The following is a 13,451-nucleotide window of genomic DNA, read 5'->3' as shown; positions in this document are numbered from 1 at the left end:
GCTTGTTTTACTCTTAGAGAAAGGCGGTTCTCGTTGCCGCCAATTGAACATTTTGGCCCGTGGCTAGAGACTTTTTACTACATAAAAAGGCGGGTTTTTCTTTTATCATTCAGGCAAAAATCTTCCGAAAAGCATTGCAAGAAATTGCTATTTGCGTTAAAGTAGGAAAAGATGATTGTGAAACATTTTTCTGTTTCACAAAAAAGGAAGGAGTCTTTATGCTACCCGAAGAATTTAGACAACTATTAGCCGCAAAAGGCATTGAATTGACAGACCAACAGATGACACAATTTGACCAATATTTCCATTTATTAGTAGAATGGAATGAAAAAATGAATTTAACAGCCATTACAGAAGAAAAAGAAGTTTATTTGAAACATTTCTATGATTCTGTTTCGTTGGCATTCTTTGAAGACTTTGCCAGCGATAAAGCCATTTGTGATGTTGGCGCAGGCGCAGGATTTCCAAGTATTCCTTTGAAAATTGTTTTTCCTTCATTAAATGTCACAATTGTTGACTCTTTAAATAAACGAATTACTTTCCTAACAGAGTTGGTGAATCAACTAGGTTTGGCTAATGTTTCTTTGTATCATGATCGTGCAGAAACATTTGGTCAAAAAGCAGAATTTCGTGGCGCGTTTGATTACGTTACAGCGCGAGCAGTTGCACGATTAAATGTTTTAAGTGAACTGTGTTTACCCTTAGTTAAAAAAGAAGGCTATTTTTTAGCCTTAAAAGCATCGAAAAGTGAAGAAGAAATTAATGAAGCAAAACCTGCAATCGCTACATTAGGCGGTCAATTTCAGAAAGAAGTTGGTTTTACTTTGCCGATTACGGCAGACGAACGCCACATTGTCGTGATTCAAAAGAAAAAAGAAACCCCTAAAAAATATCCCAGAAAACCTGGATTACCAAATAAACAACCGATTAAATAAGATGGAGGCACACACATGACACGAATTATTTCTGTAGCGAACCAAAAAGGCGGCGTTGGTAAAACAACGACCACTGTAAATTTAGGCGCATGTTTAGCAAACTTAGGCAAAAAAGTCTTACTGATCGACATTGATGCACAAGGAAATGCTACCAGTGGCATGGGTGTCCCTAAACCAGATGTCGCACACGATGTGTATGATGTCCTTGTAAATGAAGAACCAATCACTAGCGTGGTTCAACATACCAGCCGTGAAAATTTAGATATTGTCCCTGCAACTATTCAATTAGCAGGCGCTGAAATTGAATTAACTTCAATGATGGCTCGAGAATCGCGCTTGAAATTAGCAATTGATGAAGTAAGAGACATGTATGATTTCGTTTTAATTGATTGCCCGCCTTCTCTAGGGCATTTAACAATCAATGCTTTTACAGCAAGTGATTCGATTCTAATTCCTGTTCAATGTGAATATTACGCATTAGAAGGCTTGAGTCAATTGCTAAATACGATTCGCTTGGTTCAAAAACATTTTAACCCTGAATTGAAAATTGAAGGGGTCTTGTTAACCATGTACGATGCTCGGACCAATTTAGGTGCCGAAGTCGTTGAAGAAGTCCGTAAATATTTCCGTGAAAAAGTCTATGACACGATTATTCCAAGAAATGTCCGTTTATCCGAAGCACCAAGTCATGGTTTACCAATCATTGACTATGATATTCGCTCAAAAGGTGCCGAAGTGTATCAAGCACTAGCAAAGGAAGTGTTGGAGAATGAATAAAGGCAAAGGTTTAGGCAGAGGCATCGATGCCTTGTTTCAAGATATCGCAAAGCTAGAAGATGTCGACGTTAAGAACGAACAAGTGACAGAAATTCTATTAAACGAACTTCGTCCCAATCCTTACCAACCGCGGAAAACATTTGATGAAACCTCTTTACAAGAACTTGCAAACTCGATTCTACATTCCGGTGTGTTTCAACCGATTATTGTTCGTAAATCGGCAGTTAAAGGCTATGAAATTATTGCAGGTGAGCGTCGGTTCCGGGCTTCTAAATTAGCCGGCAAAGAAAAAATTCCCGCAATTATTCGCGAATTTGATGAAGAATCCATGATGCAAGTTGCTGTTTTGGAAAACTTACAAAGGGAAGATTTAAATCCGCTAGAAGAAGCAGAAGCCTATGAAATGCTAATGAAAAATTTGAAATTAACACAAGCGGAAGTCGCAGAACGTTTGGGCAAAAGTCGCCCGTATATTGCCAATTATTTACGGTTGCTAACCTTACCAGATGCGGTCAAAGCAATGGTTCAAAAACAAAGCATGTCAATGGGTCAAGCACGGACGTTATTAGGCTTGAAGAACAAAGAACAGCTATTGCCATTAGCTAATCGTTGTATTAAAGACAATTTAACGGTTCGACAATTAGAACAACTTGTCGCTGAATTAAACGAAACACAAGGCAAAAAGGGCAAAAAAGCGAAAAAAGCCATCAAGGAAAAACCCATTTATATTCGTGAAAGTGAAGACCGCTTAATGGATAAATTTGGGACAACCGTAGCGATTCAAGAAAAAGAAGGCAAAGGAAAAATTGAAATTGAGTACTTGTCCTCTTCGGATTTGGCTAGAATTTTAGATATTTTAGATATTCATTTTGACGAGGAATAAAAAACAAAGTGAGAAAGTAAGACAGAAAGTCACAAATCCTTTTGCTAGTTTCGTTAAAAAATGGTATTGTAATCATGGTATTTTTATATAAGTAAGAGAAGAAAGAAGGCTTGGAACATGTATGATTTAGGCGATATTGTCGAAATGAAAAAGCCGCATGCTTGCCAAGCAAATCGTTGGCAAATCATTCGCATGGGCGCTGATATCAAAATCAAGTGCACGAATTGCGGGCATATTGTCATGATGCCGCGTCGTGATTTTACTAAAAAATTAAAAAAAGTAATCGAGAAAAAAGCAGACTAATGCTTTGATGCCTCTAATAGAAAAGAGAATAGACTGAGAGAAAGAGTGGAAAACAAATGGCACTAACAGCTGGAATTGTCGGCTTACCAAACGTTGGTAAATCGACCCTATTTAACGCAATTACAAAAGCAGGAGCAGAAGCTGCAAATTATCCCTTTGCAACGATTGATCCGAACGTCGGCATGGTTGAAGTACCAGATGCCCGTTTACAACGCTTGACAGAACTAGTAAAACCGAAAAAAACAGTTCCCACAACGTTTGAATTTACAGACATCGCCGGAATTGTTAAAGGTGCCAGCAAAGGAGAAGGGCTGGGAAATCAGTTTTTAAGTCACATTCGTCAAGTAGATGCAATCTGTCACGTGGTTCGTTGTTTTGATGACGAAAATATCATGCGTGAACAAAATCGGGATGCGGATTTCGTTGATCCTTTAGCAGACATTGATACAATTAATTTAGAGCTAATTTTAGCAGATTTAGATTCAATCAATAAGCGCTATACTCGCGTGGCTAAAATGGCGAAAGCAAAAGATAAAGAAGCGGTGGAAGAATTAGCTGTTTTAGACAAAATTAAACCAGTTTTAGAAGAAGGTTTATCTGCTCGTACGATTGAATTTACGCCAGAAGAAGAGAAAATTGTTAAATCTCTTTTCTTATTAACCACAAAGCCGGTCCTTTATGTAGCAAATGTTTCAGAAGATGAAGTGGCAGATCCAGACAACAATGAGTATGTACAACAAGTTCGTAATTTTGCAACCAGTGAAAATGCGGAAGTAATCGTAGTTAGTGCGCGAGCAGAAGAAGAAATTGCTGAATTGGATTCTGAAGAAGACAAGGCTGAATTTTTAGAAGCAATGGGCATTGAACAATCTGGCTTAGATCAATTGATTCGTGCGGCGTACGATTTGTTAGGCTTAGCTACCTACTTTACAGCTGGTGAACAAGAAGTTCGTGCGTGGACGTTCCGTAAGGGAATCAAGGCACCTCAAGCAGCTGGGATTATCCACAGTGACTTTGAACGAGGCTTCATTCGTGCGGAAACAGTTTCTTATGAAGACCTAGATAAATATGGCAATATGCAAGCTGCCAAAGAAGCGGGCCGTGTTCGTTTAGAAGGAAAAGACTACATCGTTCAAGATGGCGATGTTATGTTGTTCCGTTTTAACGTTTAAAAAAATGTGTCCAACAAGCAATTTGTTTTGGGCTAAGCCCACATATTTAAGGCCATTCAGCCGTTTAGAAAGAGGTTCCCTCTACATGAGGGTGAGGAGGATACAACTATGGAAGCAGAAGCATTACGAGCAATCGTGGCTGAGAATCGTCAATTAGAACAGAATTTGACTAAAAGAAATGAACAATACATTTTTGACTTAAAAAAATCATTAAAAGCGGCTAATTTATCTGAAGAAGAGCTAGCATTGGCTCTACACGGTATTTTACCAGAATTAGTAGCCGGTCAAAAAACAGGCAAAACAGCCCGTCAGTTATTTGGCACTGTTTCAGAACGGACGGAAGCAATTTTAAATAAACCAGCAGAAGTCAAAGAACCAGCGGGCTGGATGATTTGGCTCGACAATACCTTACTATTACTTGGTTTATTAACAATCATGTTAGCGGCGATGTCTCTATTTTCAAAAGGAACCGCACAACCTCTCGGATTAACCACATATATCTTAGGTGCGATGGCTGGGGGTTATGTTTTCTATCTAATGCACAAATATGTTTACCGTTTTGATCGTCAAGGTGGCGACAAAAGCAAACGTCCTGGTTGGTTAAAAACGACTGCCATTCTATTTGGCGGAATGTTCTTGTGGATTGCAGTTTTCGCTGGTTCAGCGATGCTGCCACCAGTGATCAATCCCATTTTAGATCCGATGATTGCTTTAGTAATCGGTGCGTTAGCCTTTGTAGCACGCTATTTCTTCAAGAAAAAATACAATATTCAAGGTAGTTTCATGACACGTCAATAAACGGCGCGCGCTCAATTGTGAATGCGCTCGGCTGACGCAGAAACTGCAACAAGCAAAGTCGCTCTCTCAATAGAGCGTTTTAACAGTTAAAGCCTGGGGGATTAGTCGAAAAAACTAGTGTCCCAGGCTTCTGTTTTCAGAAGTTTGCTAAAGAAAGGAGCCTCTTATGGGACAACAAGTGAAGTCTTGGTGCCGTCAACACGAGCGGCTACTCATTTTTATTAGTTTTCTCTTATTAAGTGGACTTTCTCTCTATTTTGTCTATTTTCAAGAGAATTTTTTACGAGCAAGTGATTTTCGCTTTCATCAAAATCGGGTGGAAGGTCTCGCATTAGCAATTAAAAACAACGACTGGTTTCCTAAAATCAATTATTTTTTCTTGGGAGGCTATGGCTATGCCTCTAGTTTGTTTTATCCAGATGCGTATCTTTATTTACCTGCGCTTTTGCTTGTTCTGGGTTTTTCCTTTGTCGCTAGTATGGCGATTTTTGTGTTTGCAGTAAACTTGGCAACATTTAGTCTTACTTATTATGCAGGCCGATTAATGGCGCTCTCTAAAAAAAGAAGCTATCTCTTTGCCATTTTGTATGGCTTATCTATTTATCGCATGCAAGACTTGTTTAATCGCCAAGCGTTAGGAGAATTTTTGGCGCTAAGTTTTTTTCCGTTGGTCTTAGCGAGCCTGTTTTTATTACGAAAGGGAACCACGAAATGTTGGCCGTTGTTAACGCTGGCGATGACTGGGATTGGGTTGGCTCACTTTATTTCTATTGAAATGGTTTCTATTTGGATTGGGTTATACATTCTGTTTTATTGGCAGCAGTTTTTTAAAAAGGAGGTCCTGTGGGCATTAGCGAAGGCTGCAGGTCTGACATTGCTTTGGCTGGCCTTTTATCTTTTACCAGTTGCTGAACAAATGAAAAATCAAGTGTTTAAAGTTACATCCAATCCACTCACTTATATTTCCGAAAGAAGTTATCCCATTGTTTCTCTTTTCATTAATAGTTTAAAGAGCAGTGTTTTTCACGCGAAAACAGCGAATCTAGGAACCCTTTTGTTTGTGGGGCTTGTTGTAGCAGTGGTTTCGCTTGCCAGCAAAAAAATTCAGGACAAACGGTTTATTGGTTTGACGCTGGTACTCTTATTGATGGTTACCACGCTTTTTCCTTGGCACTTGCTGAACCACACGCCTTTAAATACGATTCAGTTTCCTTGGCGGTTTTTAGGGATTCTTTCTGTAATGCTCGCTTTTTTCATTGCACAAGACGAATGGGGCGTTTTCCGTAAATCTTGGACCATGGCTTTGTTGGTTTTCCTTGCCGTCAGCAATTTGGGCATTTATCAATATCAAAGTATTCAGTCACAACAAGGCCGCCTGTTAACAAAAGCTGAGTATGAGCAGCCAGCGCCTTTTTATATCGGTGCGGGCCATGAATATTTGCCAGATGAAATCAATTATCAGGAATTATTGAAACAGAAAAAACGACAACTTGATTATTCGGCAGAACAAGTAACCATTACAAATGTTAGAATGCCTTATGGGAAAATTTCATTTGACTACCAAGTGGTGAAGCAATCAGCGAAGGTGACCGTTCCTTTTATTTATTACTTAGGCTATCAAGCCACGATTCAAATGAAAAACCAAACGGGCGCTAAAAAAATGAGCCTAACCAATCAAGGAGGTTTAGCCGCTCTTTCTTTATCTGGTACAGGACATGTCGACATCCGTTACCAAAGAACAAAAGTGCAAAAAATAGGGACAATGATTACCTTGCTTTCTGTCGGCGGTTTTGGATTTAGCCGATTTTTACAACAAAAAAAGAAACACAAGATAAAAGAACAACGATGAAAGTAGGACCTTAATTAGGAAGAGTTGAATAAAGGACAAACCGATTTCGGCGTTTTGTCCTTTATTCCTCATTGATTATTTAAACAAATCTAGTTGACTTCCTTAGTATTATCTGTTATTTTCATATATAAAATTAAGTCGAGGAGTGGACAAAAAAATGTCAAATTGGGAAACAAAATTTGCGAAAAAAGGTCTTACATTTGATGATGTGCTATTAATCCCTGCAGAAAGCCATGTCTTACCAAATGATGTAGACATGAGTGTACAATTAGCTAAAAATATCAAGTTAAATATTCCATTGATGAGTGCCAGTATGGATACTGTTACAGATAGTAATATGGCAATTGCGATGGCTCGTCAAGGTGGACTAGGTGTCGTACATAAAAATATGACTGTCGCCCAACAAGCAGACGAAGTACGTAAAGTCAAACGTTCTGAAAGCGGCGTTATCATTGATCCATTCTTTCTAACACCAACAAACTTAGTAGCGGATGCAGAAGAATTAATGAGTCGTTACCGTATTAGCGGTGTGCCAATTGTAGAAACAATGGAAAACCGTAAATTAGTCGGAATTATTACAAACCGTGATATGCGTTTTGTAACCGACTACCAAATCAAAATCGAAGAAGTCATGACAAAAGATCATTTAGTCACTGCGCCAGTTGGCACATCTTTAAAAGATGCAGAAAAAATCTTACAAAAACATAAAATCGAAAAATTACCAATCGTTGATGAAGCAGGTCGCTTAAGTGGCTTAATTACAATTAAAGACATTGAAAAAGTGATTGAATTCCCAAATGCTGCCAAAGACGAACACGGTCGTTTACTTGTGGCGGCAGCAGTCGGTGTTACTAGTGATACGTTCGAACGTGCGGAAGCATTATTAGAAGCAGGTGCCGATGCGATTGTTATCGATACTGCACATGGCCATAGTGCCGGCGTTATTCGCAAAATTAAAGAAATTCGTGAAACGTTCCCTGAAGCAACATTAATTGCTGGTAATGTTGCCACTGCTGAAGCAACCAAAGCATTGTATGATGTCGGCGTTGACGTTGTCAAAGTTGGTATTGGACCTGGTTCAATTTGTACAACACGTGTCGTTGCTGGTGTTGGTGTTCCTCAATTAACAGCGATTTATGATGCTGCTTCTGTAGCTAGAGAATATGGTAAAGCAATTATCGCTGATGGCGGTATTAAATATTCTGGTGATATCGTGAAAGCCTTAGCTGCTGGTGGCCATGCTGTAATGCTAGGAAGTATGTTAGCAGGTACAGATGAATCTCCAGGCGAATTTGAAATTTATCAAGGCCGTCGTTTCAAAACTTACCGTGGCATGGGTTCATTAGGCGCAATGGAAAAAGGATCAAGTGATCGTTACTTCCAAGGAAGTGTCAATGAAGCAAACAAATTAGTGCCAGAAGGAATCGAAGGACGTGTTGCTTACAAAGGAAGCGTTTCTGATATTGTCTTCCAATTAATCGGTGGCTTGAAATCAGGGATGGGTTACGTCGGTGCAGCAGACCTGAAAGCGTTGCGTGAAGAAGCACAATTTGTTCAAATGAGTGGTAACGGATTGAAAGAATCACATCCACATGACGTTCAAATCACAAAAGAAGCACCAAACTATTCTGTTCAATAAAATAAAAGCTGATTTTTTTAAAATTTAAAGAGGCAGACGTCATTTCGACGTCTGCCTCTTTTTCTGTAGAATGAAGAAGTTGCTTCTGTTTCCACCGTTTATCAATTTTTAAGCCTGTAACAAAAATCCAAAGTGATTTTTGTTACAGGCTCCTTTTCCTATAGAATAAAAGCCGTTATCTGATATCAGACAACGACCTTCATCATCCCTTTATTTAATAACTGTTAGGTTACCCATGTAAGGAACTAGGACTTCTGGTACAGTTACAGAGCCATCTTCGTTTTGGTAGTTTTCTAAAATAGCAGCGACTGTCCGTCCTACGGCTAAACCAGAACCATTGAGTGTATGCGCATATTGGACTTTATCATTTTCATCACGGTAACGAATCATCGCACGGCGCGCTTGGAAATCTTCACAGTTTGAGCATGAACTGATTTCACGGTATGTCTCTTGAGCGGGAATCCAAACTTCCAAGTCATAAGTTTTCGCAGCTGAGAAGCCCATGTCACCTGTTGAAAGAGCCATGACACGGTAAGGTAATCCCAGTTTTTGCAGAATTTCTTCGGCATTATTCGTCATTTTTTCTAATTCCTCATAAGAATGCTCTGCATCACTAAATTTAACCATTTCGACTTTATTAAATTGGTGTAAACGAATTAACCCACGTGTGTCACGACCAGCGCTACCAGCTTCAGAACGGAAAGAAGGGCTCAAGGCCGTAAAGTAAATTGGTAAATCCTTGCCATCTAAAATTTCATTGTTGTAGTAATTGGTTAGAGGGACTTCCGCCGTTGGGATTAACGTTAAATCCGTATCTTGTAATTGGAAGACATCTTCTTTAAACTTAGGAAATTGGCCAGTCCCGAACATGGCGGTGTCATTAACGATATAAGGCGTAATCATTTCTGTATAGCCATGTTCATAAACATGTAAATCTAACATGAAGTTGTATAACGCACGTTCTAAGCGAGCACCTAAGCCTTTGTAATAAACAAAACGGCTACCAGCTACTTTGGCACCACGTTCAAAATCTAGAATGCCTAAGTTTTCAGCGACTTCCCAGTGTGGTTTTGGTTCAAAAGCAAAAGTTCTTGGTTCACTCCAACGACGTACTTCTACATTTTCTTCTTCACCAGCACCAACAGGCACAGAATCATCTGGCAAATTCGGTAAAGTAGTTGTGATCCCACGTAGCTCTTCGTCAATAGCGTTAATTTCTGCATCTAATGCTTTAATATTGCCGCCGACTTCTTTCATTTCCGCGATTTTGGCCGTTGCATCTTCTTTGTTCCGTTTTAATTGAGCAATTTCAGCAGACACATCATTCCGGTATTTTTTCATTTCTTCGACTTTGACTAATAAATCACGGCGACTTTCATCTAAACGCAGAAATTCCACTAAGATTTCTTCTTTCACGCCACGGGTTTGTAGCTTTGCTTTTACTTCGTCAAAATTTTGACGCATCATTTTTACATCTAACATATTTTTTCCTCCTTAAAATTAGTACATAATCAATAATAACTGTTGTAGAAAACAACAAAAAAGCCATCTCACCCCAAAAATAAATATTCTTGGGACGAAATGACTGGAAATCTCGCGGTACCACCCAAGTTCAGTAATGTTACTGCCCTTGATTTGCAGATAACGGCTGCAGACCGTTCCAACTTATTTCGCTGGACACCTGGAAGAGACGGACTTCTTTATAGATGAATGTTTGCTCGCACCCCCGCAAACTCTCTGGAATTCAGTGCCATAAATACTTTTTCTCTTAGTTTTCTCTTTTCTATAGAATACCGAAAAAGTTCAGGGATGTCAATTAACTCTCTGATTTCTTGTTGGTACGCTGTAAGGGTAGATGAATAATAAAGGAAGTCCACTTTTGATCAGACTTCGCATAAATATATCCACCATGTAAAGCAACAATACTTTGTGCAATAGCCAGACCTAAACCAGTACCACCCGTTTCTTGTGATCGGGATTCTTCGACACGATAGAAGCGGTCAAATAACTGATCTAAAGAATGTTTAGGGATAGCTGGTCCATCATTGCGAACAGCGATAATTGCTTCGGTGCCGACTTTGTCTACTTCCATTACAATATGATGGCCGCCTTTGCCATATTTCAAAGCGTTTGAAAGAAGGTTGTTAAAGACTCGGACTAGTTTTTCCGTATCGCCTTCCATCATTAAAGAAGCTGGATTGGCTTTTACTTGGATTTGCATATTAATCTTTTTCGCTTCCAATTCAAAATCGGCAGCAAGCTGTTCAATTAATTGTGCCATATCAAAAGTCGTCGTATGAATCGGTACACTTGGTTGACGGACTTTTGTATATTCAAAAAGATCATCAACTAATAATTTCATTTGTTTCGCTTTGACGTAAGCGGTATGCGTATATTTCAGTAAATCTTCTTGGCTATGAAATTGACGATCTTCAATCAATCCCAGATAACCAATAATAGAAGTTAACGGTGTCCGAATATCATGACTGACATTCGTAATTAATTCATCTTTTGATTTTTCAATTCGCCGTTCATCTTCAATGGCTGCGACAGTACTATCCACCAGACCGTTAATACTCGTCACGACTTTTGCTAAATCACCACTTAATTCAAACGGAATGCGGTGATTGTAATTACCATCAGCGATGTAATGTAACTCACTGATAATATGACGCAATTGCATTTGATGGTAGCGACGAATTAAGCGCCAATAGAGAACAGCTGCATCTACTAAAAAGAAAATAGGTAAGACAAATTTATTCCAGCTCCAAAACAAATCAGTATTTAATTCTTTAGCGACCGCATCCTTAGTGGCCCAGATGACACCAGCTAAGGGCGAGTTTTCACTAAGTAGTTGTCCTAAAAGGAACATAATTGAGACATTTAATAGTAGTAATAAAACAATTGTCACAATTGCTTCTGCTAATAACTCGCTGATTTCTTTAGAAGTTAAGGTAATTCGTTTTTGTTTTTCAATCTTTTTAGGTTTAACGAGCATCGATCTTATATCCAACTCCCCACACTGTTTGAATGACTTTTTCTCCACCAGTTGCTTCTTCAATCTTATCCCTTAAATGACTGACGTGAACCATCACGGTTTTAGCAGAAACAATACTTTCTTGTTGCCACACACGCTCAAAAATTTCATCCGCACTAAACACACGATTTGGATGACTAGCTAATAGATAGAGGATACCAAACTCAAGAGCGGTTAATTGAATTTCTTTTCCTTCTATTGTTTTGACTTCGTGAGAGTCCTTATTAATCATTAATGGGCCGACTTCTAATTCATCGGGTTCTTCTTTGGTTAATTGCATTTGGCTTCTACGTAAAATAGACTTTACCCGAGCCATTACTTCTAAAGGATTAAAAGGCTTGGTGACATAATCGTCTGCACCAGCAACTAAGCCTTTGATTTTATCCATATCGGTTGTTTTTGCTGTTAACATAATAATTGGAATTTGCGATTCTTTTCGAAGTTCTTTTACTACTTCCATTCCATCCATGATTGGCATCATAATGTCCAAGATTAATAAATCAATATCTGGTGTTGTGTGCAATTTGGATAACGCTTCTTTTCCATCATAAGCTTTCACGACTTCGTATCCTTCATTATGAATATAAATACTCAATAGTTCTACAATTTCTTTATCATCATCTGCAACTAAAATTTTCATAAGCGTTCATTTCCTCCATATATAAAAAAATCTCTTTTCCATATTTTAACAAATAATTGCTAAAAAGGACAAAATCCTTGATATATTACGATAAATTTAGAAGATTTTGCTAAAAGTTAATAAACTATAGTCAAAAAAGGATGAAAGGGGGTAAAAAACGAACAAAAACACCTATACCAATCATAATAATCGGTATTGAAAAAAAGTTTAAAAAAAGTGAAAATAATGATTGACCAATGCTTGAAATCTTGGTATATTATTACATGTCGCAAGGCGAGTCACACAGCTGAGCGATTCAGAAATCAATAATTAAATAACAATTCTTGATTTCAAATCTCTCGAAAAAAGTTTGAAAAAACAACAAAAAAGTTGTTGACAAATAACAAACGAAATGATAAGATATAGAAGTTGTCACAACAGACGACAACAACCGAGCAAAACAACTTAAAAAACTTTTTTAAAAAAGTTCTTGACATTCAAACGAAAGTTTGTTATGATATAAAAGTTGCTGCGAGGTAACGTAGACCTTTGAAAACTGAACAAAGAATAGACGAACCAAATGTGTAGGGCGTCTTGATTCAATTCAAGACAACAAACATTTTTAACAAGCAAGCAATATGCTAGCAAACAAATTGAGCTTAACAATCGCAAGATTGTTCTAACTTTTATTATGAGAGTTTGATCCTGGCTCAGGACGAACGCTGGCGGCGTGCCTAATACATGCAAGTCGAACGCTTCTTTCCTCCCGAGTGCTTGCACTCAATTGGAAAGAGGAGTGGCGGACGGGTGAGTAACACGTGGGTAACCTACCCATCAGAGGGGGATAACACTTGGAAACAGGTGCTAATACCGCATAACAGTTTATGCCGCATGGCATAAGAGTGAAAGGCGCTTTCGGGTGTCGCTGATGGATGGACCCGCGGTGCATTAGCTAGTTGGTGAGGTAATGGCTCACCAAGGCCACGATGCATAGCCGACCTGAGAGGGTGATCGGCCACACTGGGACTGAGACACGGCCCAGACTCCTACGGGAGGCAGCAGTAGGGAATCTTCGGCAATGGACGAAAGTCTGACCGAGCAACGCCGCGTGAGTGAAGAAGGTTTTCGGATCGTAAAACTCTGTTGTTAGAGAAGAACAAGGACGTTAGTAACTGAACGTCCCCTGACGGTATCTAACCAGAAAGCCACGGCTAACTACGTGCCAGCAGCCGCGGTAATACGTAGGTGGCAAGCGTTGTCCGGATTTATTGGGCGTAAAGCGAGCGCAGGCGGTTTCTTAAGTCTGATGTGAAAGCCCCCGGCTCAACCGGGGAGGGTCATTGGAAACTGGGAGACTTGAGTGCAGAAGAGGAGAGTGGAATTCCATGTGTAGCGGTGAAATGCGTAGATATATGGAGGAACACCAGTGGCGAAGGCGG

11 protein-coding genes, 1 rRNA gene and 1 other annotated feature (1 of these 13 running past the window's edge) are annotated in these 13,451 nt (G+C 39.2%); of the genes, 9 read left to right on the top strand and 3 right to left on the bottom strand.

The window, feature by feature from the left end; genetic code table 11:
- The first annotated feature begins 218 nt into the window (after positions 1-218).
- The 8 genes from rsmG to guaB all read left to right on the top strand — a co-directional run bounded on the left by rsmG (position 219) and on the right by guaB (position 8,356).
- Complete coding sequence (gene rsmG / locus IGJ20_RS13125; protein ID WP_002355977.1) at positions 219-935, top strand: 16S rRNA (guanine(527)-N(7))-methyltransferase RsmG; 717 nt, start codon at positions 219-221, stop codon at positions 933-935.
- Between the two features lie 15 nt (positions 936-950).
- Positions 951-1,712, top strand: coding sequence for a ParA family protein (locus tag IGJ20_RS13120; protein WP_002355976.1), 762 nt, complete (start codon positions 951-953; stop codon positions 1,710-1,712).
- On the top strand, positions 1,705-2,595 hold the full coding sequence (locus IGJ20_RS13115; RefSeq protein ID WP_002355975.1) for a ParB/RepB/Spo0J family partition protein: 891 nt from the start codon (positions 1,705-1,707) through the stop codon (positions 2,593-2,595). The genes IGJ20_RS13120 and IGJ20_RS13115 overlap by 8 nt, the downstream gene beginning before the upstream one ends.
- A 117-nt stretch (positions 2,596-2,712) precedes the next feature.
- Complete coding sequence (locus tag IGJ20_RS13110; protein WP_002355974.1) at positions 2,713-2,898, top strand: DUF951 domain-containing protein; 186 nt, start codon at positions 2,713-2,715, stop codon at positions 2,896-2,898.
- Between the two features lie 56 nt (positions 2,899-2,954).
- On the top strand, positions 2,955-4,070 hold the full coding sequence (gene ychF / locus IGJ20_RS13105; RefSeq protein WP_126254708.1) for a redox-regulated ATPase YchF: 1,116 nt from the start codon (positions 2,955-2,957) through the stop codon (positions 4,068-4,070).
- 108 nt (positions 4,071-4,178) lie between these two features.
- Complete coding sequence (locus tag IGJ20_RS13100) at positions 4,179-4,868, top strand: DUF1129 domain-containing protein (RefSeq protein WP_002363563.1); 690 nt, start codon at positions 4,179-4,181, stop codon at positions 4,866-4,868.
- Positions 4,869-5,034: 166 nt separating this feature from the next.
- Positions 5,035-6,717: a 6-pyruvoyl-tetrahydropterin synthase-related protein gene (locus tag IGJ20_RS13095; RefSeq protein WP_126254707.1), complete on the top strand. Its 1,683-nt coding sequence runs from the start codon at positions 5,035-5,037 to the stop codon at positions 6,715-6,717.
- A 157-nt stretch (positions 6,718-6,874) separates the two neighbouring features.
- A complete protein-coding gene (guaB, locus tag IGJ20_RS13090; protein ID WP_002355966.1) occupies positions 6,875-8,356 on the top strand; it encodes an IMP dehydrogenase in 1,482 nt (493 codons plus the stop codon).
- 210 nt (positions 8,357-8,566) lie between these two features.
- Here the strand turns inward: guaB and serS are convergent, their stop codons facing one another.
- The 3 genes from serS to IGJ20_RS13075 all read right to left on the bottom strand — a co-directional run bounded on the left by serS (position 8,567) and on the right by IGJ20_RS13075 (position 12,033).
- A complete protein-coding gene (gene serS, locus IGJ20_RS13085) occupies positions 8,567-9,838 on the bottom strand; it encodes a serine--tRNA ligase (RefSeq protein WP_002355965.1) in 1,272 nt (423 codons plus the stop codon).
- 87 nt (positions 9,839-9,925) lie between these two features.
- Positions 9,926-10,132 (bottom strand) — a binding site (T-box leader).
- A 40-nt stretch (positions 10,133-10,172) separates the two neighbouring features.
- Complete coding sequence (locus IGJ20_RS13080; RefSeq protein ID WP_002363566.1) at positions 10,173-11,354, bottom strand: sensor histidine kinase; 1,182 nt, start codon at positions 11,352-11,354, stop codon at positions 10,173-10,175.
- On the bottom strand, positions 11,344-12,033 hold the full coding sequence (locus IGJ20_RS13075; protein WP_002355963.1) for a response regulator transcription factor: 690 nt from the start codon (positions 12,031-12,033) through the stop codon (positions 11,344-11,346). The genes IGJ20_RS13080 and IGJ20_RS13075 overlap by 11 nt, the downstream gene beginning before the upstream one ends.
- A 666-nt stretch (positions 12,034-12,699) precedes the next feature.
- Between IGJ20_RS13075 and IGJ20_RS13070 the strand changes: the two genes are divergently transcribed.
- Positions 12,700-13,451, top strand: a 16S ribosomal RNA gene (locus IGJ20_RS13070) (it continues 809 nt past the right edge of the window).

Source organism: Enterococcus sp. DIV0294 (assembly GCF_050558155.1).
In the GTDB taxonomy this organism is placed as follows: Bacteria; Bacillota; Bacilli; order Lactobacillales; family Enterococcaceae; genus Enterococcus; species Enterococcus faecalis.
This window is presented reverse-complemented; position numbering and strand designations above follow the sequence as displayed.